Source organism: Pseudomonas sp. HPB0071 (assembly GCF_000478505.2).
Taxonomy (GTDB): Bacteria; Pseudomonadota; Gammaproteobacteria; order Pseudomonadales; family Pseudomonadaceae; genus Chryseomonas; species Chryseomonas luteola.
Genome location: NZ_KI517367.1, coordinates 1,357,620 through 1,383,293, shown reverse-complemented (window position 1 = coordinate 1,383,293; position 25,674 = coordinate 1,357,620). Strand labels below are relative to the sequence as shown.

Genomic DNA, 25,674 nt, shown 5'->3' with positions numbered 1-25,674 from the left:
CGATTACATTTTCAGGAGTGAGGTTGAAAAGATGCAAGACAACAAGATCCGGGGCTCGAATGGCCTCCAGGCCTTTTACAGGGCCTTTCTGACGAGCGAGGCCTCAGGCGGATTGCTTCTGATGGCCGTGGCAGCTATTGCTTTGATTGTGGCGAATTCGCCGCTGGCCAGTGTGTACTTCAGCACCCTGGAGCGCTACGTGCTGGGCATGAGTGTCCTGCACTGGATCAACGATGCGCTCATGGCCGTCTTCTTCCTGCTGGTCGGGCTCGAAATCAAACGTGAAATGCTGGTCGGGCAGTTGTCCACCTGGGGACGGCGTGCACTGCCAGGGCTGGCGGCATTAGGCGGGGCGGTCGTGCCAGCGGTGATTTATGCGGCACTCAACCATGACGATGCGCATTTACTTCAAGGCTGGGCGATTCCCACGGCGACCGATATCGCCTTTGCACTCGGGGTACTCTCCCTGCTGGGCTCGCGTATTCCGGTATCGCTCAAGATCTTCCTGACCGCGCTTGCGATTCTCGACGACCTGTTCGCCGTGTGCATCATTGCGGTGTTCTACACGGCAGATCTGTCCCTGCCGATGTTGGGACTGGCAGGTCTCACCCTGCTGGTGCTGATTGCCATGAACAAGCTGGGCGTAACGCGAATCCTGCCATATCTGCTGGTCGGTATCGTGTTGTGGTTCTTCGTGTTCAAATCGGGCGTACACGCGACACTGGCCGGGGTAGCGCTGGCCCTGACCATCCCGCTGCGTACCGGCTCGAAGCATCCGCCGCTGGAGCGTCTTGAGCATACATTGCACCCTTACACCGCGTTTCTGGTCATTCCGATCTTTGGATTCGCCAACGCTGGTGTCTCGTTCAATGGCGTGAGCCTTGCCTCCGTGATGGGCTCGGTTCCGCTGGGGATCGCGCTGGGCCTCTTGGTTGGCAAGCAGGTGGGCGTATTCTCGTTTGCCTGGTTGAGTATTCGCCTGGGACTGGCCGAACTGCCGGAACATGCCACCTGGAAGCAGCTGTACGGGATCGGCCTGCTGTGTGGAATCGGCTTCACGATGAGCCTCTTCATCGGCCTGCTGGCATTCCCCAATTCGCCAGAACTGGTGGATGCGGTCAAGATCGGTGTACTGCTGGGGTCGATTACGTCCGGCTGTCTGGGTGCGCTTATGCTGATTGCGGTCGGCAAAAAGAAAAACGCCTAAGAGCAAAGGGCACCGGAAGGTGCCCTTTTTGCATCATGTGGTGATGTTAACGAGCTTGATTTCTCGTACATCTATCTCATTCCAGACGCGACCGGTGACATAGGGGTCGCTCTTCAACCAGAGGTCCAATGCCTCGCGGTTCTCGAATTCGACATGTACGGTCGAGCCTACCATTCGACCTTCATCGTTCAGAATGGCCCCGCCGCTGATAAATGTTCCTTCCTTGGCCATGGCTCGAATTCCTTCCAGATGAGCCTGGCGATTTTCCAGTCGACGATTAAAGGCCTCTGGATCGGTATGGTCGTAGGCGGTTACTACAAATTGCATGGTGGCTCCTGTTTTTAATTATGTTGGTGGAGATCAGTCCAGGCGATTCGAGTGCCTGACAGTTCTGTCTTATAAACCAGCGCAAGTGTCTAGGATGAATACCGTTCATCGTATTACACCGTTCGATGGATATTCGTAAAGACGGATTTGCACGAATCTTCGCCTCCGTATCTCCAGGCTGGAGATCAGGTTGTTACCGTGGGGCACTGCCATACGTGCTCGCGCGGGTGAGTAGGATGATCCATTGCCGGGGATGCTGGACATCAAACCTGCCGACCAACTGTTACAGGAGTCACCAGGGTACGCCTTCACGTGTGCCTTCATGAGTAGTTAATGGTTTTACAGCTTTGCCTTTTGCTCAGCTTATCGGCCTTACGACTAATCAAGGAAAGTACTCATGTCTACGCTCAAGCCTTTGGCATTAATTCTTCTCGTCTCCCTTGGTACTACCGCCTTTGCTGCCAGCCATAGTGCCACCCAGGCGCAGGATGGCGATAACAACGAAGTTATCCTTGAACAGAGCGGGCAGGGCAATACTGCGACGCAGACCCAGACTGGCTCAGCGCATCGCTCCGCCATTACCCAGAATGGGTCCATTAACTCGGCTGAAACGACGCAGCTAGGACTTGAAAATGCGGTCGCTCTCTACCAGACGGGTGATAGCAACATAGCTCAGGTCTACCAGGAGAGCTTTATCTATGGGCATAGCGCTACCGTTACCCAGTTGGGCGATACGAACCACGTGACGCTGTACCAGCAGAACGGTAATGGCTCCGTGGCGACTCTGTACCAAGAGGGCAACAACAATATCCATGAAGTTGAACAGAACGGTGAAGGTTTCAAGGAGCTGGTAGCGCGTACGGTAGGTACCGGCAATAGGCTTGATGCCATTCAACGCAATGAGGGTGTATTTGCACAGACTATCCAGACCGGAGACAACAACCTCATCAGTCTGGATCAGACGGGCAGTATGGGCGGAAGCTGGACCACGATTACCCAAGACGGCAACAGCAACCTGGCGTCGGTAACGCAGACCTCGGGCCGCTACCCTGCCGGGCGAGTGACGCTGACGCAGGACGGCGATGCCAATACGTCGACCATCAGTCAGCGTGGCGGCTTTGACGTCGTTGAGTTTACCCAGGAAGGTAACAACAACGAGTTGAATGTCGATCAGTTCAGCACTAACGGAGCCATTTCCGGGCGTTCAGTCGGTGACAACAACGTTGCCAGCATCATGCAGGGTGACTACTACACGAAGGTAGATCTGGTGCAGGAGGGTGATGCCAACCTGGCCACGATCAACCAGGGCGGCAGTGGAAGTATCGCAACCGTCAATCAAATGGGCTCTGCCAATCAGGTTGCGCTGATGCAAACCGGTATAGCTGGTGTATTCGGTGAAGGGAGCGCAGCGACCGTCATGCAGAGCGGTACCGGCAACGTGGCCAGGATTACCCAACAGTAGCAGTCAGTAGAGCATTTGGGGCTGTTACTGCCTGCCCAAGCGTAGCGGTCCCATTTACCTAACCAGGCGTAGGGATCATTCCCTGCGCTCGGTATGGGCCTTAGTGGTTAACTTATACGTCTAGAGGGATCTCTCATGTTCAAACTCAAACCCCTGGTTGTAGCATTGCTGATGCTCTCCGGCAGCTATGCCCTGGCTGCAAACAACACCGCTACCCAAACGCAGGACGGTAATTACAACGAAACGACACTGGAGCAGACGGGCGAAGGCAATACCGCTACCCAAACTCAAGAGGGCAACGAACATCGCTCGGCTATTACTCAGAATGGGGCCACCAACGCGGCTGAAACAACGCAGCTGGGGCTTGGGAATACGGTCGATCTTTATCAGACAGGAGATATCAACGTAGCCCAGGTCTACCAGCAGAGCTTCGATCTAGAGCATAGCGCCACTGTTACCCAGTTGGGCGATACAAACACCGTAGTGTTGTATCAGCAAGGCGGTAATGGCGCTGTCGCTACGCTGTATCAGGAAGGCAGCAACAATACGCACAATGTCGAACAGAACGGCTATGGCGGCAACGAGCTGACAGCACGTACGGTGGGTAATGGCAACGCCCTGAATGCTATACAACGGCACGGAATGCAGGCAGACGCGATACAGACAGGCGATAACAATGTTATCAACCTGGATCAAACCGGCGGCTCCTCAGGTGGTACAGCCACAATCCAGCAGAACGGCAATGAAAACCTGGCTTCCGTTACCCAGAGCTCTGGTCGCTACCCTGCGACCAGTGTGGCATTAGCGCAGGAAGGTGATACCAATACCGCCACGATCAATCAAAACGGTGGATTTAGTACGGTTGATTTTGCCCAGCAGGGCAATAATAACGACCTGACAATTGATCAGCTTAGTATCAGCGGCACCATTACAGGACGCTCTACGGGCAATGACAACGTGGCTGCTATTACCCAGGACCTGTATTTCGCTCGTGTAGATCTCGTACAGGAGGGTGACGGTAACCTCGCCACAATCGACCAGTCTGGCAATAACAGCCTGGCTGCGGTCAGCCAGATAGGCTTCTCCAATCAGGTTGCCATTACTCAGGCCACGCCAGTAGATGTGAACGGCAACTCAGCTACCGTCCTGCAGAACGGTACAGGAAACATTGCCAGGATTACCCAGCAGTGATGTAAGCAGCTGGCGCTGACATGGTTAGCGCCAGCCCTGAGTACTGGGCTGGTAAGACCAGAGTTCGCCCGTTCGTGTGACCTCATAGAGGTACTTCTATATGTTTACGCTCAAGCCCTTGGCTATGGCACTGCTGATACTCTCAGGCAGTTATGCCCTTGCCGCAAATAACACTGCTATCCAAACACAAGACGGTAACTACAACGATGCTCTTCTGGAGCAGGCCGGTGAGGGTAATAACGCTGCCCAGATTCAAAGGGGTGACTTCAGTCGCTCGGAAGTTGTGCAGACCGGTAACGGTAACTCAGCTCAAATCGAGCAAGAATCCCAGGCTTCTACTCCTGAAAACAGTTTGCGGCTTGAACAGATTGGCAATCAGAACACCGCGCTGCTCAATCAACAGAACCTGGGATACGGACATCAGGCTACTGTTTTGCAGCGAGGAGATGGCAATGACATAACGCTTTACCAACAGGACGGCAATGGCTCGGTTGCCAGCTTGTATCAGGAGGGGAATGGGAACATCCATAACATCCAGCAGCTGCGCTACGGCAATGAATTAAGCGTAACGAGTGTGGGTAATGGAAATAGCGCAACCACTACGCAGTATGGAGGCGGACCTGCGCATGCTGAGCAGCGAGGCGAGGGTAATTCGGTTGAGCTGACCCAAAGTGTAGGCTACGCCGGGGGCAATATCGAGGTCTACCAAGAGGGTACAAACCAGGCGGCGACGCTTTATCAAACCTCGTCGCGGTATGGGCAAATCGACTTGATCCTGAATCAGGTAGGTGATGGCAATACAGCCAACTTGGCTCAACGTTCCGATATGGCAACGCTTGAGTTCGTTCAGGATGGCACTGGCAATGATCTGGTTGCAGACCAAGGCATCTGGCGAGGCTCTTTGGGCGGCGCCATGGTTGGAAATGGCAACGTCATAGAAGCCAGTCAAGTGGGGACATACTTGAATGCATGGCTGGAGCAGAACGGTGATAACAACCGTATAGCTGTCTCTCAAAGAGGGCTTGGTCATACCGCGTCTGTTCGTCAGACCGGAACAGGAAACGAGACTGCCATTACGCAAGATGATTACGTTAGTGATTACGAGCCTAACAGCAGTGCCTATGTCCTTCAGGAAGGAGAGGCAAACAGCGCTGTGTTGAACCAAAGCTTTGGGCCTTTGGCGAGAGGTTTTATCGAGCAAGCCGGAGCAGCCAACCAGGCGACTATAGATCACAGCAATATTGAGGGTTGGACAACAGCCGGCATTCAGCAGACTGGGGATAACCATAAGGCCTCGATTACTCAACATGACACGGTAGGGTTCGACGAGGCCACAATTACCCAGCAGGTGGCAGGTAATGTAGCGAGTATCACTCAAGGCGGCCTGCTCAATGGCGAAGTAGTGGTCGGTGAGCGTGTAGCCACTATCTCTCAAACCGGTATGAACAATGTGGCTTCGGTTATTCAGCAATAACCGACGGTGCAGGTGTTGTCCTGAATGAGGCAGCACCTGTTGTTCTAGCGTCTGGGCCTGAAAATTACTGCCGTAGTCCAGGCGTGCGTTACCGCCTGTCCGATCCTGTGAGATACAGGCCCGGACAACAACAATAACGCTATTGAGGGACGTGCATATGTTCAGGTTAAAACCCTTGGCTGTTGCCTTGATGTTGGTTATTGGCAGCCATGCCTATGCTGAAAGCAATACCGCTACCCAGAGTCAGGCAGGAGACAACAACGAGGCTACGCTGGAGCAGCAGGGCGCAAGAAATCAGGCGACGCAAACACAGACGGGAAGTTTCGGCCGATCTGCCATTGTCCAAAACGGCGATGACAACGTCGCGGAGACTGTTCAGGACACTGCGTTTTCTTCCAACACTATCGATCTGGGCCAGACCGGTAACCGGAACACGGCCTATCTTTATCAGGACAGCGGCTCACAATCGGCTACTGTAACCCAGGCAGGCGATGACAACAGCGTGTCGCTGTATCAGCAGGACGGGCAGGGCTCCGAGGCCACGGTCTATCAGGAAGGCAACAACAATACACATACCATCCAGCAACAGTGGTACGCCAATACCGTTAATACTTCCAGCGTGGGTAACGGCAACGCCACTCAGGTGACTCAGACCGGCTATGGTGTTGGACAGACTACCCAATTAGGCGATAACAATACGATTATCCTGGAGCAGGGCAGTAGCGATTCGGGAGCTGTTGCTACGGTTACCCAAAACGGTAACGAAAATCTGGCGTCTGTCACTCAGAGTACCTCACGTTATCTTTCCGAGATGACATTGGACCAAGTGGGTAACGGCAACTCCGCAACGGTTGATCAAGGCTCGAATGCGTCGTTCATTTTCCGCCAGGAAGGTAACGCCAACCAGCTGACCAGCGCGCAGAGTGGGCTCGGCGCCACGGTGCGTGGCAGTTCCATTGGTGATGAGAATACCGTTTCGATTAATCAGGATGGGATTACCAACACCATTAATCTCGATCAACTAGGGTCCACCAATAGCGCAACACTAAGCCAACAGGCAGACCGTAGCGTGATCGATGTCAGTCAAACCGGTAATGCCAACCAGGCCGCGGCCGCCCAAGGTGGTGGTGGGCCTATGGTATATGACAGTGTGGCGCGGATTGCCCAGGCGGGTGATCGCAACACTGCTTCGATTGACCAGTTCTGGGGCAGCCGGCAGGCCGAGATTACCCAGACTGGCAATGACAACGAGGCCGACATCACCCAGGCCAACCCCACTGGGACGGCCATGGCTGAAATCACCCAAAGCGGTGACTTCAACAGCGCCAGCCTGACGCAAAGCTGGAGCAACGGCGGTAACGAGGCCAGTATCAGCCAGAGCCTGAGCGGCAACGTGGCAACGGTGGTGCAGGGCGGTCTGGTCAATGGTGACTTCAACAGCGGAAATGACTCGGCGACCATCGTTCAGAATGGCTTGAACAACGTGGCTTCTGTGCTTCAGCAATGAGGGAGCAGACGCTGCCGTGCGTTACGGCAGCGTCTCGTTACCTAGAGCAAAATCCATTGCGGCTTCGGCGTGAATTTCGGTCGTATCGAAGACAGGAAGGGCGAGATCCTTCTGGCTGAGCAGTAATCCGATTTCCGTACAGCCCAGGATCACGCTGTCGGCACCCTGGTCGGCCAGCTTGCCGATTTCTGCCACATAGGTCTGTCTGGATTCGTTCCGAACCACGCCCTGGCACAGCTCTTCATAAATGATCTGGTGAACCCGTTCGCGACCTGGGGCGTCCGGGATACGTGGGTCTAGACCGTGGGCGCGCAAGTGGCCGACATAGAAGTCCTGTTCCATGGTAAAGCGTGTGGCGAGCAGGGCAGGGCGTTGCATACCGGCTTTCGTTAACGCTTTTGCGGTCGCGTCAGCGATGTGAATCAATGGGATATTAATTGCCGCCTGGATAGGTTCGGCCAGCTTGTGCATGGTGTTGGTGCAGATGAGCAGACCTTCGGCGCCTGCTGTTTCCAGGCGGCGTGCTGCATCTACCAGCAGTCTGGCGCAACCGTCCCAATCGCCGTGATGTTGCAGCTCGGCAACCTTTGCAAAATCGACCGACCACATAAGCAGCGGTGCCGAGTGCAGACCACCAAGGCGCTGTCGGGCGATTTGATTGAGAAGGCGATAGTACTCGACCGAGCTTTCCCAGCTCATGCCGGCAAGAAGTCCTAGCGTTCGCATGATTCTGCTCCTTGAAGAGAGAGTGGAACCGTCTCACAGGCCAGTCCAGTGCAGCAAGGCAAGAGGCCACTGTACTGATCCGATAGTTAACAGCTGTATCGATTGTTCAGTAAAAAGCCCGATCTAGAGCTTTAAATGGTCAAGAATACTTAACCCCGCTGTCATTTTCGGTTGTTAGCGTGCCCCCATCATTTTGGAGGGCAGTCATCATGAGAACCTGGGAAGAACCCAAGAAGCGCAAGGCTCATATCGAGCTCATCCCGATGATCGATGTGATGATGTTCCTGTTGGTCTTCTTTGTACTGGTCAGTCTGAACGTGATCCCGGCACTGGGAATGAAAACCCAGCTCCCTAGCGCCAGCAGCGCGCAACAGCTCAAACCGCAGAACAAGGCCATCCTGACGCTGGGCGCTAACGGTGAGCTGCAACTGGATGGTCAGGACATTCAGGTCGATGCCCTGGTCGTGGCGCTCAAGGCGCAGGAGAAACCAGACAGCAAGACCACCATCATCGTTAACAGCGACAAGGGCGTGGAAGTGGCCCGGTTGGTCGAGGTGATGGACACCCTTCGTTTAGGCGGTTTTACCTCCGTCTCCATCGCTACGCGCAAGTCCTGATCCATGTATACGTTCTATCGCTCCCGCCATGTGTTGGGCTGGCTACCTGCGCTTGCTGCGCTGGTACTGATTGCCCTGTATGCCCAGCGTACGCCGCTGAAAGTTCAGCCGGTATACGACGAATCAGCCGTTGAGTTGGCTCTGGTCGAACCCGATCCGGTCCAGACGCCCGAGCCAGTTGCCACGCCGCCTGAGCCGGTGGCAGTGCCCGTTACTACACCACCACCGGAGCCTGTCGTGGAGGAAGAGGAGGCTGCCTTGCCACCACCTCCCAAGCCGCAGCCCAAGCCGAAACCCAAACCTGAGCCCAAGCCAGTGCCGAAGTCGCAACCCAAGCCTCAGCCGAAACCACAGCCAAAGCCAGTGGCCAAGCCTGCCGTGGCCAAGGTCGAGCAACTGGTAGCCAAGCCGACGCCTGCTTCGGCACCTGCTCCGGTCGCAGCCAAGCCGGCACCGGCTACACCGCCCAAGCCGACCGTCAATGCCCAGGCACTGGAAGGCGGCTACGTACAGGGGTTGCGTGCCGAGCTGGATCGTTACAAGCAGTACCCCACCGGACGCCAGGCATCGCTTGAGCGGCCACACGGTGATGTCGTGATCTGGCTGCTGGTCGACCGCGCCGGGCGCGTACTGGACTCCGGCATACAGGACAAGGCTGGCAGCATGCTGCTCAATCGTGCAGCCGCCAACAGCCTGAACCGTATCAAGAGCGTCAAGCCGTTCCCGTCCGAGGCCTTTGCCGGCAAGGACCAGCTCCGCTTTACCGCCACCTTCAGTTACAGCATGCAGTGATTATCCGATTCGAGGAATTCCAATGAAGTACACAAGGATTTACCTGGCGCTGGTTGCCTCTGGTCTTTGCCATGGTGTAGCCATGGCGCAGGAAACCGATGAGCGTGATGTCGGCACTATCGGCGTCGAAGGAAAGGCCACGTTGGGCAGCGGGTACATGACCCCTGAAGAAAGCCCCAAGTCGCGCTCCACCCTTACTCGCGAAGCCATGAACAAGCAGACGGCAACCGCCAATGCCGTCGACCGTCTCAAGTACACACCGGGACTGAACATCTCCAGCGAAGACGCCACGGGCCTGTCGGGCTTTCGCTTCACCCTGCGGGGGCTTAACTCCGATCAGGTCGGCATGTCCGTCGACGGGATGCCTATCAACGACTCGGGCAACTATGCGCTGTATTCCAACCTGCTGGGCGATCCGGAAAACCTCGACCAGATCTCCGTAGTACAGGGCGCCTCGGATGCCGACGGTCCGCACATCGGCTCCAGTGGCGGCAACATTACCCTGACAACTATCCGGCCAACCAAAGAGACCGGCGCATTTGTTAAACAGACTGCAGGCAGCAACGGTACTTACAAGACCTTTGCCCGTCTGAATACAGGCGAGTGGAATGGCCTGTCCAACTGGCTGTCTGCCTCGCATACCGAAGGTCAGATGTGGCGCGGTCACGGTGCCGTTCGGGCCGACAAGGTGGAATGGAATAGCTTTTTCGACGCCGGGGATGGCAATACGGCCAACCTGATCCTCAAGTACCATGAGCAGGACAACAACAGCTATAGCCAGCTCACCAAGAGTGAATTCACCCAGTACGGTCGCAAATACGATCCTAACCCCAATCCGCCTGCGCTGGGCTCCAACGGCAAGATTTCCAAGTACTACGAGCTGGCACAGAATCCCTTCAAGACTTTTACCGGCGTGCTCAACACCCAATTCCGCCTGCGCGATGACATGTCCCTGTCGGTCATCCCCTATTACTACTGGGGGGACGGCAGCGGCGTAGGCAGCACCGCGTATTCGCTCAACCGCGGAACCAGCAGCAATGGTGTCTACGACCTGGGCAATCTGCCTACGGCCAGCAGCTACGCCAATGATGGGCTTTCCTATACCGGTGTTTATTATCGGCCGTCTCGTACCCAGACCTGGCGCCCCGGCATCACGACCAAGCTGAACTGGGACCTGGGCGATCACAGCCTGCAGTTCGGTTATTGGTACGAACGCGCCCGTCAGCGGCAGACCCAGCCGTTCATTGCACTCAAGTCCAGTGGCAAGCCTGAAAGCGTCTGGTCTGACTCGGACGAGACCCGCGACGCCAACGGCAACATCATCCAGGGACGCGACCGTTACACCGTTACGCCAGCCCATAAGGTATGGGTACAGGATACCTGGTACATGAACCCGGACTGGACGCTCAACGCCGGCGTGGCCTACATGGATGTCGATCGCAAGGGGACCAACCATGGCAGCCTGACCGAGCTGCCGGAGAAGCGTCACCAGAACTACAGCAAGGTGCTGCCGACCTTTGGTATCGGCTACCGCTTCGACGAGCAAAATCAGTTCTTCTATAACCTGACCCGTAACATGCGCATACCGTACAACTACGTGCTGTACGATCAGGGTGAGGGCTCGATCAATCTCAATCCTGAAACCAGCTGGAGCAACGAACTGGGCTGGCGCTACACCCAGGAAGACATGGCCCTGTCGGCTACCCTGTTCTACCTGAAGTTCAAGGACCGCCAGGTTTCCTCGCGTGACGAGAACGGTGACTACGCCGATATCAACGCGGGTGACGTAGACAACATGGGGCTTGAGCTGGAGTGGAGCGGCCTGCTGCCGCACAACTTCAATTACTACACCTCCTACACGTACACCCGTGCCAAGCAGAAGGACGACGTCACTGCCTACAATAATGGCGTTGCGGTGGAGCTGCCTACCAGCGGCAAGCAGTTTGCCAACGTGCCCAAGAACATGCTGGCAGCCAATATCGGTTATGACGACGGCCGTTATTACGGCACTTTCGGCGCCAAGTACACGAGCAAGCTCTACGGTGACCTGACCAATGACGAGAGCATTCCGGGGCGCACAATCTTCAACCTCGGAGCTGGTGTATACCTGCCGGTAGACAAGCACATCGTCAAGGGCGCCACCCTGCGTCTGAACGTCGACAACCTGTTCGACAAGAAGTACCTGGACGGTGTGTACACCTACAAGACCAACGCAGCGAGCTACAGCGGCTACCGCGACGGCGACCCGGCTTACATCGTCGGCGTCGAGCGGACCGTAACGGTGTCCCTGGAAGCCAGCTTCTGACCTTCGAACCTTCTTTAACGAGGTGTGCTGAATATGAATACCGACCTGCTCCATGACATCACGTTTTATGTCATGTACGGCGCTATTGCCATTGCCCTGTTCGTCATCATCGAGCGGAGCCTGTACTTTGCCTATACCCGCAGGCAGGCGCGTCAACTGGAGTCATTACTGACGGCTAAGGTGCGTAGCGACCGTGATCTGCCGGAGTCCTTTACCCGCCGCGAAAGCTTGCCGCTTACCATGGTGCGGCCGGTACTGGCGCAGAAGGCGCAGCGAGGAACGCGCAAGGAACTGGACGAGACGATCGAGGCGCAGTACCTCGCAACCCGCGCACCGCTGGCCCGTAGTCTATGGATCATCGAAACCATTACGACCGCGGCGCCGCTGCTGGGTCTGTTGGGTACCATTCTGGGCATTATTGATACCTTCAAGGCGCTGGCCTCAGCAGGTGTCTCTGATCCAGGCCAAATTTCGGCAGGCATCGGAACGGCGCTGTTTGCGACCGGTTTGGGTATTGCCATCGCGCTGGGCTGCGTGGTCTTTCATAACTTCTTCCAGGATCGCCTGGAGCGCATCAACGATCAGCTCAAGATCCTGCTGATTCGCGCCAGCATGGGCGCTCAGCCTGTGGATGAAGCCCACGTTCAATCTGTAGAGCCAATGGCGCAGTACCGTACCGCCTGATCGGTTGCGGCGAGGGCCAGTCGGTCCTCGCCCAGTCTTTTCCTTCTTGTTTGAGACCTCCATGCCTGTATTGTCCCGTTTGCCGATCCGTGGCGCTCGACGCCTGTGTTTTGGGTTTTTCTTACTCAGCGCCAGTACGCTCAGTTGGGCCGATTTCAAGATTCCAGGGTTCGAGCTGGTGCATACCGTGCCGGTGGCGACCGATCTGGCAACGAATGACCTGCGTAACCCGGTCGAGGTCTGGAGCGAAATGTTCGACCGGGCCCAGCACCGTATCGACATTGGCCAATTCTATGCGTCCGGTCAGCCGGGTTCACAATTGGATACTGTGATCGAGCATTTGCAGGCGGCCGGGCAGCGCGGCGTGACGATTCGCTTCCTGCTGGAAGAGAAGGGGCTGCGGATGTCGGACCCTGCCACGCTGGACCGCTTACGCAGCATTCCTAATCTGACCTTGCATGTATTGCCGTATGGCCAGCTGACCGGGGGGATCATTCACGCCAAATATCTGGTCGTAGATGGCCGCGAGGCATTTGTGGGTAGCCAGAATTTTGATTGGCGTTCCCTTACGCATATCCATGAAACAGGTGTGCGGATCAGCGACCGCACGGTAGCGGGTCAAATACAGGCTATCTTCAATCAGGACTGGCAGGCGCAGGAAGCGCTGGCTGAAGGTAAACCCGTGCCTCAGCCCCGGCATCAATCCTTGGACCAACCAGCTCCGACCGGCAGTTATCTGGTCGCCAGTCCTGCCCGTTATAACCCGCCTGGAGTGCGGGACTCTCAGCTAGAGTTACCGCGTTTGCTCGCCCAGGCCCGGCATGAGGTGCGTGTGCAGTTGCTTGACTATGCGCCGTTATCCTACGGACCGGACAAGACCCGCCCGTATTACCCGGTGATCGACAATGCCTTGCGCGCGGCGGCCGCCCGAGGGGTATCCATCAAGCTGATGGTGTCCCACTGGAACACGGGCGCACCGGAGATCGACTACCTGAAAAGCCTGGCCGTGCTGCCGAATGTACAGGTCAAGATCGTCACGCTGCCAGCCGATCCGAGCGGTTTCATTCCTTTTGCGCGGGTGATTCACAGCAAGACGATGGAAATCGATGGACGCCTGGCCTGGGTAGGCACCAGCAATTGGCTCGGCGGTTATCTGGATAACTCCCGCAACCTGGAGGTGGTGATGCAGGATCACGCCATGGCCGAGCGCATTCGCCAGCTCCATGAGCAGTTGTGGAACAGCCCCTATGCCGACATGATCAGCGTGACGCGTACTTACCCGGAGCCACACCCCGGTACGCCGTGATTGCCAACGGGACGGGTATCGGGCTGAATGCCGCTCACCCTGGAAAGGAGTCTGTACCGTGACACGTAAACCGCTGCTGATCGCTTGGGCAGGTGGCCTTGTGCTGATCCTGCTGGGATATGGCGTGATCGACCATCCCATTGCCTATTGGGCCCATGCAGGCGACCTGCGCCGTCTGGCGTGGCCCAACCTGATGACCCATGTGGCGGACTGGCTGACGGTGCTGGCGGTACTGCTGATCATTGTCTTGGGCATCGGTCAGCGATTGTTGCCCGTGCATCGTCACCGCTGCTTCGTGCTGGCCTTCAGCGTACTGGTCGCCAAGGGCGTGAAGGATTCGCTCAAGCCTGTCTTCGGTCGTTATTGGCCGGAGACCTGGACCCACGGCAATCCCTCACTGATCCATAACCAGGCTTATGGCTTCAACTGGTTTCACGGCGGAGACTGGTACGCATCCTTTCCCTCTGGACATACCACAGTTGCGTGCGCTGCTGCCGTGGCGATTGCCCTGTGCTGGCCACGCCTGAGGGGACTTGCGGTAGCGATAGCCGCGGTGGTACCGGTGGGGCTTTTGCTGTGTAACTACCACTTCTTTTCCGATGTGGTCGCCGGTGGCTTGCTTGGCGCCAGCGTAGCGGTACTCGTCACCAAGGTCATGGGTGTGGCGTCGAAAGGGCGATAAGGTCTTCTGTATCCACTTCGCGTCCGAGCATAACTTTGTAGGCGGCCAGCTCATCACGGTCCATTACCTGAAGGGCTACGCCCAGCAGCGTGGCGGGGCGGGCTTTGGCCAGGTTTGCCTCAAGGTCTCTCCAGGTTGAGTGGCCCTTATCGAAAATCCGGGCACCGGGCGTGCCGCCTATCTCGATCTTCACGCCTTCAACTTTGAACTGTACGTACTCCACATCCCAGCCCTCCTCGCAGCGGCGCTCGAGGGGCTTGGTCGTGACAGCAGCGCCGGCAGCGGCTATCTCCTGCAAGCGGTCTGCTGGAACCAGGAGATCAATATCGTTCAGCGGGCGTCTGGCGCCATAAACATGGGCCGCCAGACCGCCGCATAAAAGAAAGGGGATGTGTTGCTCGTTCAGCAGATCGATGATCCAGCGCAAGGCAGCAGCGTGACTCATGGGAACCCCTTTACTATTGGTTTGGCTATGCTGCGCATGTGCCTTGCAGTATGGGGCGCTACGCAGCCGTCAGCATGCCCTGCTTTTCGATAAAGGCGATGATGTCCTCCAGGCCCTGGCCCACTTTCTGGTTGCTGAACACGAACGGCTTCTCGCCCCGCATCTTGCGGGCGTCACGGTCCATCACCTCAAGTGAGGCACCGACCATTGGGGCAAGATCCACCTTGTTGATAACCAGCAGGTCAGACTTGCAGATGCCCGGGCCGCCCTTGCGGGGGAGCTTGTCGCCCGCAGACACGTCAATCACGTAGATAGTCAGGTCAGACAGCTCCGGGCTGAACGTGGCGGAAAGGTTATCGCCGCCGGATTCGACCAGGATCAGATCAAGACCAGGAAAGCGGCGGTTGAGCTGGTCTACCGCTTCCAGGTTGATGGAAGCATCCTCACGGATGGCCGTGTGCGGGCAGCCACCGGTTTCCACGCCGATGATGCGCTCAGGGGCCAACGCCTCGTTGCGCACGAGAAAATCGGCATCTTCACGGGTATAGATATCGTTGGTGACAACCGCCAGGTTGTAACGATCACGCAGGGCACGGCAGAGGGCGAGGGTGAGGGCCGTCTTGCCGGAACCGACCGGGCCGCCAATACCGACGCGCAGGGGTTGAGTGTTCATCGCGCTTGTTCTCCTAGGATCTGAAAAGACGGCTGTATTGTTGTTCGTGGGCCATGCTGGCGAGCGCCAGACCAAACGGTGCGCTGCCCCAGAGGGTTTCCGGTAGCGCACGGGCAGTTGCGAGGGCTGCGTCCAGGGCTGGCAGGAGTTCAGAGGTCAGTCGCTGTGCTGCTTGCTGGCCGAGGGGCAGGGTTTTCATCAGAACGGCCAGCTGGTTTTCCAGCCACCCCCAGAGCCAGGCCGAGACGGCCTCTGCCGGGGTAATGGCCCAGGCACGCGCGGCAACCGCCCAACCCAGGGCAAACGTTGGCTCGCTGGCTAAAAGGTGCTCGCGTGCTTCGGGGTCCAGTTCGGGCAAGTCCTTGAGCAGTTGCGTCAGGGAAAAACCGGTCTGGCGGCTCTCCAGGCGCAGCTCTCGGGTTTCTCGGCTGGCTGAGTGGCGGCCTGCTAATTCAGTTAGCCGAAGCCAGTCGCCTGAGGCAGCCGCTTGGCAGTGAGCCAGCAGCAGCGGTGCTTCGAAACGGGCAAGGTTAAGCTCCAGCTGATCTTCGAGCCAGACGCGAGCCGAGCTTGAGTCGGTTACGAGGCCGGTCTCGATGGCCGCCTCTAACCCTTGGGAGTAGCTATAACCGCCGATGGGTAATTGCGGGCTGGCCAGACGCATCAATGCCCAGGCCGGGCTCATATCCGCACCCCGAAATGGTGCAGCCGAGGGCCGTAATTGAAATCAGCCTCACCGTGGTGCGAGTGGTGATGCCCACCACCATAAGCGCCATGCTCAGGTTGGAAAGGCGCCTGGATCGATTCACACGTAGTGCCCAGTTGATCCAGCATGGCCTTGAGTACATGATCATCCAGAATGCGTAGCCAGCCGTCGCCTACTTGCAGCGTCACATGACGGTTGCCCAGGTGGTAGGCAGCGCGGGTCAGCTCATGGGCATTGGCGCAGGTGATGTGCAAAAGAGCCTCGGGGCGGGCGCAGACGCGTACGATACGGCCGTCCTGGGCACGCAGCCCTTCACCGTCAAACAGGGGCGGCTGGCCGCGTTCGAGAAACAGCCCGACATCTTCGCCACTGACCGTCACGGTTCGCAGCCGGCTCTTGCTGCGCGCCTCGAAGCCAAGGTGAATTTCTTCGTGCCAGGTATCGGGGGGGGGCAGACGGGTGTGAATGACCAACATAAGGCAGTATCCGCTGTGCTTTATGAAGACTACAGCAAGCGGCCTGCCAGAACGCAACGGCTCGTTTCACCGGCGTTGCACAGGGGATTGTGCGCTCAGTTTGCCTGATTTCGGTGCAACAGCGGGTCGGAGGGCAGGGGTTCGCCCTGATTTGGTGCGAACAGCATGTTAAGGCCGCGCCAGTGCTTGGCACCGATCATGATGAAGCGTAGCTGATGAATGATCTTGGCCTGGGGTGTCTTGTGCGGCTCCAGTCCCTCGTCAGGCGCATCAATCAGCTCGGGCAGAGTGGCGAATACGGTCTTGACCACCAGATCCGCCAGAACATCGATGTCCTGACACGAAAGGTGGGGCAGCCGGTTGAGTTGGGACAGGTCTAATGCAAGGTCATCAGTAATGTGCTGGCGCAGTTCACTGATGGCCTGACGAATCGACAACGAACCGCCGTATTGCTCCCGGGCGAGAAAGATGAACTGGCTACGGTGTTCGGCGACGGCTTCGATAAAGATGCCGACCGAGGCATCAATCACACCACGCAGCTCGATTTCGTTATGACGTACCCGGCGCAGGGTTTCGCGAAAGGTCTCGCCCACTTCGGCAACCAGCGCAAGTCCAAAGGCATCCATATCGGGAAAGTGCCGGTAGAACCCCGCCGGAACGATACCGGCGCTGCGGGTCACTTCTCTAAGACTCAAACTGCCGAAGCCGCGGCCACTGCTCATGAGCATACGTGCAGCATCCAGCAGGGCATGGCGGGTTTGCAGTTTTTGCTCGGCGCGGGAGGACATGGCGGTTTTCCAATCAGGCAAGGGGGTACTCTATCAAATACCCGCACGTCCGGTTGAAACACTTGTCGTGTGACAAAATCCGGGCGCCGGTAGTCTGTCTGCATATGGCGCATCATCCAGGTGATAATCGATGCGCTTAAAGATGAAGCACCCACGGCCGATAGCCGTGCCTTCGATCGCTCTCTTCCCGCCAGGATTGGCTCAGCTCAAATCAGACGACTCATGTTCAGCCCGCTTGTCACATTTCCCGCGCTCTATATTGCTACGCTCCTGATGCTGGCCGGTTCCGGCCTCTTCACCACTTACATCGGCCTTCGCCTGACGGAACAGGGGGCGGGCGATCTGTGGGTCGGCTGCCTGATGGCGGCGTATTATTTCGGGCTGGTCTGCGGTGGCAAACTCGGCCACCGGCTGATCGCCAACGTAGGGCATATCCGCTCATACGTCGCCTGCGCCGGCGGCGCGACGGTGACGGTACTCATTCACGCCCTGACCGATCATCTGGGCGTCTGGCTGGTGCTGCGCTTCATCATGGGTGTTCTGATGATGAACCAGTACATGGTGATTGAAAGCTGGCTCAACGAGCAGGCCGAAAACCACCAGCGGGGCAAGGTGTTTGCCGGCTACATGGTGGCGGTGGATCTGGGACTGGTGGTCGGACAGGCCTTGCTGGCCGTACACCCGGCACTGGATTACAAGCCGCTGCTGCTGGTGGCAATCTGCTTTGCGTCCTGCCTGATTCCCATCGCCATGACGCGTCGCGTACACCCGGCCAAGCTGGTCGCCGCGCCCCTTGAAATCAAGTTCTTCTGGCAGCGCGTACCGCAGTCACTGGTCACGATCTTTGCCGCTGGCCTGATGGTCGGTGCCTTCTATGGTCTGGCGCCGGTATATGCCAACCGCAATGGGCTCGATACGGCGCAGTCGAGTATGTTTGTGGGTATATGCATCGTGGCAGGTTTTTGTGCACAGTGGCCGCTAGGCTGGTTGTCCGATCGGGTCGACCGCTGCAAGTTGATCCGCGCCAACGCCGTGCTGCTCTGCCTGGCGGCAATTCCGATGTGGGGATACATCACCTTGCCCTATGCCGGACTGCTCGGCACCGGCTTTTTGACTGGCATGCTGCTGTTCACGTTGTATCCGTTGTCAGTGGCCTATGCCAATGACCATGTGGAGCCCTCGCGCCGCGTGGAGCTTTCCGCCATGCTGCTGACCACCTATGGCGTAGGCGCTTGTATTGGTCCGCTGCTGGCCGGTGCGCTGATGAATCAGTTTGGTCCCGGCATGTTCTACATTCTGGTGTCGATCTATGCCGTCATTTTGATCATCTGGGTTCAGCCTCGCTTCGTAACAAATGAGCATCTCGTGGATGAAGCACCACTGCATCACGTGGCGATGCCGGATACAGTTAGCCCGATGGCCGCAACGCTCGACCCCCGCGTGGAGGAAGTGCCCGAGGAGCTGATGGTGGATACGCCGCCTAACATTGGCCGCTCCGATGGCCTCCCGGATGAAAAGCCGGTCGCATGAAATAGTCGCGTAAAGCAGTCGCTATAAATAAAAAAGCCCGATCAACTGGTCGGGCTTTTTTATGGGGCCGGCATCAGACAATCCGGTGCATGCGGTGATGCGAGCGGTCGATGGTCTGCTGTGAATCATCGGCAGCCAGCTGCGGCTGAATGTGCTCCTGTTGACGCTGGATCATCCGGTCAATGGTCTGCTCGGTACCGTCTTCGGCTACCTGAAGCTGGTGCTGCTGGCGATGGATCATCTTATCAATGGTCTGCTCGGTACCATCTTCAGCTAACTGGATCTGATGTTGCTGACGATGAATCATTTTGTCGATGGTCTGCTCAGTACCGTCTTCGGCCAGTTGGGCAGGAGTATTCAGGCGGTTTTGCTGGCGCTCGATCAGGCGGCCCAGGGTCTGGTCGGAGCCGTTCTCGGTCAGCAGACGTTCTTCAATGCTCTTGGTCTGACGGTTGATCATCTTGTCCACGGTGTACTGGCTGCCATCTTCTGCGTACAGCTGAGCGGCTTGGGGCAGGGATTGAGCAGCAACCAGAGTGTTGAATGCCAGGGCGGTGAGGCCGATACCGAATGCGATAGTGCGTTTCATGATCTGTTTCCTCGATGGGATCGTTTCGACAGATTCAGTATCGGTTCGAGTTGATCGATTAAAAAATGGATCGTAGGCATACCAAACATCACCGGAAATGATGCCCAATCGAGGTGGCATATGTTCTCGTTGATAGTGCAGGGCGCGCTGATCTCTAGTACGCGCCTTTCAGCCCAAAGAGATCCCGTACTGCCCGGGCATATTCCTGGCTTCCGATGGACATGCTGTTGGTGTGGTTGCCTCCCTCAATGAGCAATAACCGCTTCGGATCCTGAGCTTTTCTGAATAACTCCTCGCTAAAGCGGGAGGGTACGTACTGGTCACCTGTTCCATGGACGATCAGTACCGGCATATCGACCTGGTCGATCTTGTCGATGGAATTGAATTTCTCCGACATAATCCAGCGGATCGGCAACGAGGTGTCGACCACGGCAGCTGCTGCATCCGCCAGGCTGGTAAAGGTCGACTCGATGATCAGGCCGGCTGCGGCGGCGGGATCGCCCTCCGGGTCTTTCTGTTTTGAAATCTGCTGAGCCAGGTTGACGGCTATTGCACCGCCCAGCGAGTGTCCGTAGATGTAGCGTTTTTCAGGGTTGGGCTGCAGCTCAACGAGGCGCTTCCAGGCCACCCGGGCATCCTCATACACCGTGTTTTCCGAGGGCAGATCGCCAGGGCTTTCACCAAAGCCCCGGTAGTCGATGGCCAGAACGGAATAGCCCAGGCTGCGCAGGGCAGTGATGCGACGCACCTGGGCGGTCAGGTTCCAGCGTGTCCCATGCAGGTACAGGGCGGCAGGGGCATCTTTCTTTGCGGCAGGCCACCACCAGGCATGGACATATTGCGTCTTGCTGAGCCCAGTCGTGACCGGGATGTTGAACTGCTGGACACCGGTAGGCACGCCCGAGAACCAACTGGCAGTGCCGGGTTCGATGTTGAACACCAGCTCGCGCTCCTTGTGGGCGAGTTCAGAACAGCCAAACGGCAGACCCACACCCAGCAACAAGGCAAGAAAGGCCAAGGGGCGCCAGCGGCGGCGAATCAATGTGGTAGACATGAACAGGGCTCTTGCGAAATGCGGATGGACCGTTGGAGGCGCGTTACCTAAGAGAGACTGGAAAACCTGCCTGGCCGTTCGGCAGAAGCCTTTAATGAATATTTCAGCGAACGTCTGCGAACAACTGGCGTCTTAATAAGTGAACGCACTTAATCAAGGAGCATGGGTATGTTGAAGTTTATTGGGGGCACTGCCGGCGTTATTTTCATCATCGGCCTGATCGTGGTTATCGGCATCATCAAGTTGATCTTCTGATGCGAGGCTCATGAAAAGCCCACCTGAGCATGCGGTGGGCTTTTTTATGGGCGCATGTGTTACTCTTCTTCGTCCTCAGGCATTTCTTCAAAGTCATCCGGGGACAGTTCCGCTTCCTGGCGCTCTGGTGCTACTGGCGATTTATCGGCCATGCTAGGTCTCCTCTAAGTGGGTGTACCTGTTGTGAGGAGCCGAAGTAACCGAAGTTCTGTACAGCCGACTTACGGTGTATCGCTGCTGCCTTTACCCAGATTTTTCTGCATCATCACCACATCATGCCACTGGCCGAACTTGAGGCCGACCTTTTCCAGAATACCTATCTGACGAAAGCCCAGGCTGCGATGGAGCCCGATGGAGCCTGCGTTGGTGCTGTCGCCGATAAGCGCCACCATCTGCCGCCAACCTCCCGCTTCGCAGCGCTCAAGCAGTGCACTCAACAGGGCTTTACCCAGGCCGCGGCCACGCCAGCCTTCCTCCAGATAAACCGTGTCTTCCAGGGTGTAACGATAGGCCGATCGCGTGTGATAGAAGTTGGCATAGCAGTAGCCTCGTACCATGCCATCCAGCTCGGCGACCAGAAACGGCAAGGAAGCTTCCTGAAGGGTCCGCAGGCGTCGTTTCATGCCGGCTTCATCGGGTGGAATTTCTTCGAAGGTGGCCGTTCCATGCAGAACATGATGAGCATAAATGGCTTGGATAGCAGGAATATCCGGCTCGGTGGCATCACGGATTTGAAGCGAGGGTAGCGGCATGACCATGTCCTTCTTGAAGCGTCCTTCTTGATACACCCCGTCGCCTGGCTAGAACAAGCGTCTCGATAGGTGGTCCCCATTTCCGAGGGGTCCGAAACTCTACTGAGGAGAAAGACAGATGTCTGCTACCGCCAGGAAGACCGATCCGGAATTGTGGAACAGTGTTAAAGAGGATGTGACGCGTGGCTCGAAGGGTGGTCGTGCCGGCCAGTGGTCGGCGCGAAAAGCGCAATTGGCGAGCCAGGAATACCAGAGGCGGGGTGGGGGTTATGAGGGCGGCAAGGGCCCCGATAACCATCTCCAGCAATGGACCGAGCAGGACTGGGGGACAAAGTCCGGCGAGAAGTCCACCGAGACGGGTGAGCGCTATCTGCCTAAAAAGGCACGAGAGCAGATCAGCGACAGCGAATATGCCCGCAGCACTGCCAATAAGCGGCGGGATACCCGTCGAGGCAAGCAGCACTCCAAACAGCCGGAGGATGTTGCCCGCAAGACGGCGTCTGCCCGTAAGACCGCTCTATCCGATATGACCAAGACCGAGCTGATGGCGCGTGCAGCACACCATCAGGTCCGTGGGCGCTCGCGGATGAAAAAGGACGAGCTGATTCATGCACTCAAGCAGGCAGGTGAATAATGACAGCAAAAGCGCTTACCGATGCGGACAAGAAAGAACTGCGCAGTGAATTCAAACAGGTGGTCAACATGCCGCCTGCCCGGCTGCGCAAGTGGTTGCAGGGCGAGGAGAGCCAGTCTGTAGGCATGACGGCCAAAGGCCAAAAGGTCAAGGCAAAGGCTGACGGCGAGGCGGTTGGCCATGAGATGGGCGAGCGTATCCTCGAGATTAAACGCAAGCGGCAGGGTGAGCTGAGCGAAGATGACTACCTGGCCATGCGTAAGGTCATCGGCTATGTGCATCGGCACATCAAGCAGCGCCCGGATGGTGAGGTAGGTGATACGCGCTGGCGCAAGTCCCTGATGAACTGGGGGCATGATCCCATGAAGCAAAAGGCCGGCTGATGACATCCCCAATCGCTCCGCCCCTTGGTCCAGTACTGGAAACCGGTCTTTATGTAGCTGACCTGGAAAAGGCTCGCCGTTTCTATGAGGAACTGCTGGGCCTGAGCGTCATGTTTCATGATGAGCGTGTCGCGGCCTATGACGCCGCACCGGGTAGCGTTTTACTGCTTTTCCAGCAGGGCACGACCGATACGCCTGCTCAGCTTCCCGGCGGCACCATTCCACCCCATGACGGTTCAGGCAGACTTCATTACGCCTTTTCCATTGCTCCTGAATATCTACAGCCGTGGCGTGATCATCTGGCGACTCACGGGATTGTGATCGAAGGTGAAGTGCGATGGCCGAAGGGCGGAGTAAGCCTGTACTTTCGTGATCCTGACGGGCATTTGGTTGAGCTGGCAACGCCGGGGCTGTGGGAAAACTACTGATCTGCCCATTGCTCTAGCAGGGCATCCTACTCGGTTCATGAAATATCTTGTTACGTCTATGCGGGACACGTTCGACTGGTGGCCTTTCAGTCTCATTGCCCAATTGTAATGTTAGCGCTAACATCAAACAAAAATAAGAATGAGCGCACCGAAAGGCGCTCTGGAGAGCGCCATGACTTCACCCGTCAGTACCTCCGCTACACCCGCTCAGGCCCTTGTCATCATGGGCGTCAGCGGTTCAGGGAAGACCGAGACGAGCCTGGGCGTTGCCCGCTGTCTTGGTTTTCGTCATATCGAAGCCGACCATTTCCATTCCGCTGAAAACGTGGCCCGCATGCAGGCCGGTACGCCATTGACCGATGCCGACCGTCTCGAGTGGCTCGATCGCCTGCGGCTTGAGATGCAAAAGGCGGTGCAGGATGGCACGGGATTCGTGCTGTCCTGCTCGGCACTGCGTCGCAGCTACCGGGACCGTCTGCGTGATGCTGTACCCGGCCTGCGTTTCGCGTATCTGTCGGTCGATTACGAAACGGCGCTCCAGCGCGTCGGAGAGCGTTCTGGCCATTACATGCCTACGTCACTCGTCAAGAGCCAGTTCGACATCCTCGAATCTCCCAGAGGAGAACCAGGGGTGCTGTATGTCGAGGCCTCCAAGGCCAGCGATGCGGTTGTTCAGGAGGTAAGCGCCTGGATGCATGCGCCAATTCCAAGTAGCGAAATGGCTGCCTTGATCAGCCTGGCCTCAAAGATGCCCGATGCACCTTCTCCGCGGAACGAGCCGCCCCTGACCAGCGAGCCGATCTATAACAACCGCACGGCCCAGCGCTTCGATAAGCTCACCGACAGCTTGATGGCCATTCTGATGGCCTTCATGGTGGGTGCTGTCTTTGTCAATGTGGTGCTGCGTTATGCGTTCGGCTCCGGATGGGCCGGGGCCGAAGAGTTGTCCCGGCTGGCCTTCGTCTGGCTGATCTTTGTTGGCGTTGCGTCCAGCATGCGTCGCGGCGAGCTGATGAGTTTTACCCTGATCCGTGACAAGTTTCCGCGCATTGCCCGGCGGCTTGTCGATTCGGTCAGCGCCTTGTTGATTGCTACCGGCAGCGGTCTGTCTGCGTGGGGGGCATGGTATCAGATGCAGTTTGGCTGGCAGAACGCGAGCCCCGTGGTCGGCTATCCGTTAGCCATTGCCATGTTACCGGTGTTGGTAAGCATGATCGCACTCGCGGTGCTGGCACTGGTGCAACTGCTCAATGCCTGGCGTACCGAGCGGGAGGTACCGCCAGCCCTGGCAAATGTCACGGCAGACTGAGCCCGGTGTAATCAGTCGATTCCAATAACAAGACTACGAGGCGCTGCCTCCCTTAAGGGCTGATCATGACCGTTGCTGTCTTTCTTTCCTCCCTGTTGGGCTTCATGGCGTTCGGGATGCCGATTGCGTTTGCACTCCTGCTGACCGGCGCGGTGCTGATGTGGTACCTGGACTTCTGGGATGTGCAACTGCTGGCCCAGAATCTACAGGCCGGTGCCGACAGCTTTCCGCTCCTGGCTGTGCCATTCTTTATTCTGGCTGGCGAGCTGATGAACGCAGGCGGCATTTCCCGACGCATCATCACCATGGCCCAAGCCTTTGTCGGCCACAAGAAGGGCGGGTTGGGTTACGTTGCCATTGCCGCCTCGGTGCTGCTGGCCAGCATGTCGGGTTCGGCCCTGGCCGATACCGCGGCGTTGGCGACCCTGCTACTGCCCATGATGCGTCAGCGCGGCTATCCGCTCAGCTCTTCCTGTGGACTGGTGTCGGCAGGGGGCATTATTGCGCCGATCATTCCGCCGTCGATGCCCTTTGTGATTTACGGCGTTGTAACCAATACCTCGATCAGCCAGTTATTCCTGGCGGGTCTGGTTCCTGGGCTCATCATGGGGGCCGGGCTGATCATCGCCTGGACATTGATCGCCCGAAGCATTCACGAGCCGCCGCAACCCAAGGCTTCCTGGGCGGAACGCCGTCATGCCATCGTGGATGGCATTGCCGCCCTGATGCTACCGGTGATTATTGTGGGCGGTCTGCGGGGCGGTATCTTCACGCCCACCGAGGCAGCCGTGGTCGCGGCGGTATATGCGCTACTGGTGTCCACGCTGCTGTACCGGGAACTGAGCTGGAACGCACTGGTTGAGGTGCTGACCCGGGCCAGCCGCACCACGGCCTCGGTGATGTTCCTGTGTGCGGCCGCGACCGTTTCGGCCTACATGGTCACACTGGCCCAGCTCCCCGATGAAATCGCCGCCATGCTGGGTCCGATTGCCGACAATCCCAAGCTGCTGGTAGCCGCCATCATGCTCTTGATGGTGGCCATCGGCATGGTGCTGGACCTTACGCCCACCATCCTGATCCTGGGACCTGTCCTGGCACCCATTGCAGCCAAGGCGGGCGTCGACCCGGTCTACTTTGGGGTGATGTTTGTGCTGATCGGCTCGATTGGCCTGATCACGCCGCCGGTGGGTACCGTATTGAACGTGGTTGGAGGGATCGGACGTATCCGCATGGAAAAGCTGGTGCAGGGCGTGCTGCCCTTCTTCTTTACCTATATCGCCATTGTTGTCCTGCTGGTGATCTTTCCCGAGATCATTACCGTACCTCTGAAGTGGTTGCATTGAACGGCCTGGGCCCTTGTAGCGCCCAGGCA

At 57.4% G+C, this 25,674-nt stretch carries 27 protein-coding genes; 17 read left to right on the top strand and 10 right to left on the bottom strand.

Going from position 1 to position 25,674, the window contains the following annotated elements:
* Positions 1-31 precede the first annotated feature (31 nt).
* On the top strand, positions 32-1,207 hold the full coding sequence (gene nhaA, locus HMPREF1487_RS06755) for a Na+/H+ antiporter NhaA (RefSeq protein ID WP_010795877.1): 1,176 nt from the start codon (positions 32-34) through the stop codon (positions 1,205-1,207).
* A 33-nt stretch (positions 1,208-1,240) separates the two neighbouring features.
* Here nhaA and HMPREF1487_RS06750 read toward each other — a convergent pair whose 3' ends face one another.
* On the bottom strand, positions 1,241-1,534 hold the full coding sequence (locus tag HMPREF1487_RS06750) for a YciI family protein (protein WP_010795876.1): 294 nt from the start codon (positions 1,532-1,534) through the stop codon (positions 1,241-1,243).
* A gap of 397 nt (positions 1,535-1,931) precedes the next feature.
* On the opposite strand from HMPREF1487_RS06750, the gene HMPREF1487_RS06745 reads away from it, so the two are divergent.
* From HMPREF1487_RS06745 to HMPREF1487_RS06730, 4 genes are all read left to right on the top strand, one after another.
* The gene (locus HMPREF1487_RS06745) at positions 1,932-2,996 is read left to right on the top strand and encodes a hypothetical protein (RefSeq protein WP_010795875.1); all 1,065 of its coding nucleotides are present in this window, start codon (positions 1,932-1,934) and stop codon (positions 2,994-2,996) included.
* Between the two features lie 135 nt (positions 2,997-3,131).
* The gene (locus HMPREF1487_RS06740; RefSeq protein WP_010795874.1) at positions 3,132-4,187 is read left to right on the top strand and encodes a hypothetical protein; all 1,056 of its coding nucleotides are present in this window, start codon (positions 3,132-3,134) and stop codon (positions 4,185-4,187) included.
* A gap of 100 nt (positions 4,188-4,287) precedes the next feature.
* A complete protein-coding gene (locus tag HMPREF1487_RS06735) occupies positions 4,288-5,661 on the top strand; it encodes a hypothetical protein (protein ID WP_010795873.1) in 1,374 nt (457 codons plus the stop codon).
* Between the two features lie 157 nt (positions 5,662-5,818).
* Positions 5,819-7,168: a hypothetical protein gene (locus tag HMPREF1487_RS06730; RefSeq protein WP_010795872.1), complete on the top strand. Its 1,350-nt coding sequence runs from the start codon at positions 5,819-5,821 to the stop codon at positions 7,166-7,168.
* A gap of 21 nt (positions 7,169-7,189) precedes the next feature.
* On the opposite strand, the gene HMPREF1487_RS06725 is transcribed toward HMPREF1487_RS06730, so the two are convergent.
* On the bottom strand, positions 7,190-7,894 hold the full coding sequence (locus tag HMPREF1487_RS06725; RefSeq protein ID WP_010795871.1) for an aspartate/glutamate racemase family protein: 705 nt from the start codon (positions 7,892-7,894) through the stop codon (positions 7,190-7,192).
* A 209-nt stretch (positions 7,895-8,103) separates the two neighbouring features.
* On the opposite strand from HMPREF1487_RS06725, the gene HMPREF1487_RS06720 reads away from it, so the two are divergent.
* From HMPREF1487_RS06720 to HMPREF1487_RS26265, 6 genes are all read left to right on the top strand, one after another.
* On the top strand, positions 8,104-8,511 hold the full coding sequence (locus tag HMPREF1487_RS06720; RefSeq protein ID WP_010795870.1) for an ExbD/TolR family protein: 408 nt from the start codon (positions 8,104-8,106) through the stop codon (positions 8,509-8,511).
* Between the two features lie 3 nt (positions 8,512-8,514).
* Entirely contained in the window at positions 8,515-9,303 is a 789-nt protein-coding gene (locus HMPREF1487_RS06715; RefSeq protein WP_010795869.1) for an energy transducer TonB family protein, read from the top strand.
* Positions 9,304-9,325: 22 nt separating this feature from the next.
* Positions 9,326-11,608 carry a TonB-dependent receptor gene (locus HMPREF1487_RS06710; protein ID WP_010795868.1) on the top strand — a complete coding sequence of 761 codons (2,283 nt, stop codon included), beginning with the start codon at positions 9,326-9,328 and terminating at the stop codon, positions 11,606-11,608.
* A gap of 33 nt (positions 11,609-11,641) precedes the next feature.
* On the top strand, positions 11,642-12,292 hold the full coding sequence (locus tag HMPREF1487_RS06705; protein ID WP_010795867.1) for a MotA/TolQ/ExbB proton channel family protein: 651 nt from the start codon (positions 11,642-11,644) through the stop codon (positions 12,290-12,292).
* A 61-nt stretch (positions 12,293-12,353) separates the two neighbouring features.
* On the top strand, positions 12,354-13,598 hold the full coding sequence (locus HMPREF1487_RS06700) for a phospholipase D-like domain-containing protein (protein ID WP_010795866.1): 1,245 nt from the start codon (positions 12,354-12,356) through the stop codon (positions 13,596-13,598).
* Between the two features lie 58 nt (positions 13,599-13,656).
* Positions 13,657-14,280: a phosphatase PAP2 family protein gene (locus tag HMPREF1487_RS26265; protein ID WP_010795865.1), complete on the top strand. Its 624-nt coding sequence runs from the start codon at positions 13,657-13,659 to the stop codon at positions 14,278-14,280.
* On the opposite strand, the gene HMPREF1487_RS06690 is transcribed toward HMPREF1487_RS26265, so the two are convergent.
* The 5 genes from HMPREF1487_RS06690 to HMPREF1487_RS06670 form a co-directional block, all read right to left on the bottom strand.
* Positions 14,252-14,725 (bottom strand): nucleotidyltransferase family protein, encoded by a 474-nt coding sequence (locus HMPREF1487_RS06690; protein ID WP_010795864.1) that lies wholly within the window; start codon positions 14,723-14,725, stop codon positions 14,252-14,254. The two genes, HMPREF1487_RS26265 and HMPREF1487_RS06690, sit on opposite strands and share 29 nt — an antisense overlap.
* Positions 14,726-14,783: 58 nt before the next feature.
* Positions 14,784-15,398: an urease accessory protein UreG gene (gene ureG, locus HMPREF1487_RS06685; RefSeq protein WP_010795863.1), complete on the bottom strand. Its 615-nt coding sequence runs from the start codon at positions 15,396-15,398 to the stop codon at positions 14,784-14,786.
* Between the two features lie 13 nt (positions 15,399-15,411).
* The gene (locus HMPREF1487_RS06680; RefSeq protein WP_010795862.1) at positions 15,412-16,083 is read right to left on the bottom strand and encodes an urease accessory protein UreF; all 672 of its coding nucleotides are present in this window, start codon (positions 16,081-16,083) and stop codon (positions 15,412-15,414) included.
* The gene (gene ureE, locus HMPREF1487_RS06675; RefSeq protein WP_010795861.1) at positions 16,080-16,580 is read right to left on the bottom strand and encodes an urease accessory protein UreE; all 501 of its coding nucleotides are present in this window, start codon (positions 16,578-16,580) and stop codon (positions 16,080-16,082) included. The genes HMPREF1487_RS06680 and ureE overlap by 4 nt, the downstream gene beginning before the upstream one ends.
* Positions 16,581-16,675: 95 nt before the next feature.
* Complete coding sequence (locus tag HMPREF1487_RS06670) at positions 16,676-17,368, bottom strand: TetR family transcriptional regulator (protein ID WP_010795860.1); 693 nt, start codon at positions 17,366-17,368, stop codon at positions 16,676-16,678.
* 222 nt (positions 17,369-17,590) lie between these two features.
* Between HMPREF1487_RS06670 and HMPREF1487_RS06665 the strand changes: the two genes are divergently transcribed.
* A complete protein-coding gene (locus HMPREF1487_RS06665) occupies positions 17,591-18,898 on the top strand; it encodes an MFS transporter (RefSeq protein WP_010795859.1) in 1,308 nt (435 codons plus the stop codon).
* Positions 18,899-18,971: 73 nt separating this feature from the next.
* On the opposite strand, the gene HMPREF1487_RS06660 is transcribed toward HMPREF1487_RS06665, so the two are convergent.
* The 3 genes from HMPREF1487_RS06660 to HMPREF1487_RS06650 form a co-directional block, all read right to left on the bottom strand.
* On the bottom strand, positions 18,972-19,487 hold the full coding sequence (locus HMPREF1487_RS06660) for a hypothetical protein (protein ID WP_010795858.1): 516 nt from the start codon (positions 19,485-19,487) through the stop codon (positions 18,972-18,974).
* Positions 19,488-19,641: 154 nt separating this feature from the next.
* Positions 19,642-20,541 (bottom strand): alpha/beta hydrolase, encoded by a 900-nt coding sequence (locus HMPREF1487_RS06655; protein WP_010795857.1) that lies wholly within the window; start codon positions 20,539-20,541, stop codon positions 19,642-19,644.
* 476 nt (positions 20,542-21,017) lie between these two features.
* Positions 21,018-21,548 (bottom strand): GNAT family N-acetyltransferase, encoded by a 531-nt coding sequence (locus tag HMPREF1487_RS06650; protein WP_010795854.1) that lies wholly within the window; start codon positions 21,546-21,548, stop codon positions 21,018-21,020.
* Between the two features lie 118 nt (positions 21,549-21,666).
* On the opposite strand from HMPREF1487_RS06650, the gene HMPREF1487_RS06645 reads away from it, so the two are divergent.
* The 5 genes from HMPREF1487_RS06645 (at position 21,667) to HMPREF1487_RS06625 (ending at position 25,645) form a co-directional block, all read left to right on the top strand.
* On the top strand, positions 21,667-22,182 hold the full coding sequence (locus HMPREF1487_RS06645) for a Rho termination factor N-terminal domain-containing protein (protein ID WP_010795853.1): 516 nt from the start codon (positions 21,667-21,669) through the stop codon (positions 22,180-22,182).
* Positions 22,182-22,565 (top strand): DUF3140 domain-containing protein, encoded by a 384-nt coding sequence (locus HMPREF1487_RS06640; RefSeq protein WP_010795852.1) that lies wholly within the window; start codon positions 22,182-22,184, stop codon positions 22,563-22,565. The genes HMPREF1487_RS06645 and HMPREF1487_RS06640 overlap by 1 nt, the downstream gene beginning before the upstream one ends.
* Positions 22,565-22,993, top strand: a complete 429-nt coding sequence (locus HMPREF1487_RS06635) for a VOC family protein (protein WP_010795851.1) — start codon at positions 22,565-22,567, stop codon at positions 22,991-22,993. Before HMPREF1487_RS06640 ends, HMPREF1487_RS06635 begins: the two co-directional genes overlap by 1 nt.
* Before the next feature lie 172 nt (positions 22,994-23,165).
* Positions 23,166-24,302 (top strand): gluconokinase, GntK/IdnK-type, encoded by a 1,137-nt coding sequence (locus HMPREF1487_RS06630; protein ID WP_010795850.1) that lies wholly within the window; start codon positions 23,166-23,168, stop codon positions 24,300-24,302.
* Between the two features lie 65 nt (positions 24,303-24,367).
* On the top strand, positions 24,368-25,645 hold the full coding sequence (locus HMPREF1487_RS06625; protein WP_010795849.1) for a TRAP transporter large permease: 1,278 nt from the start codon (positions 24,368-24,370) through the stop codon (positions 25,643-25,645).
* Positions 25,646-25,674 lie beyond the last annotated feature (29 nt).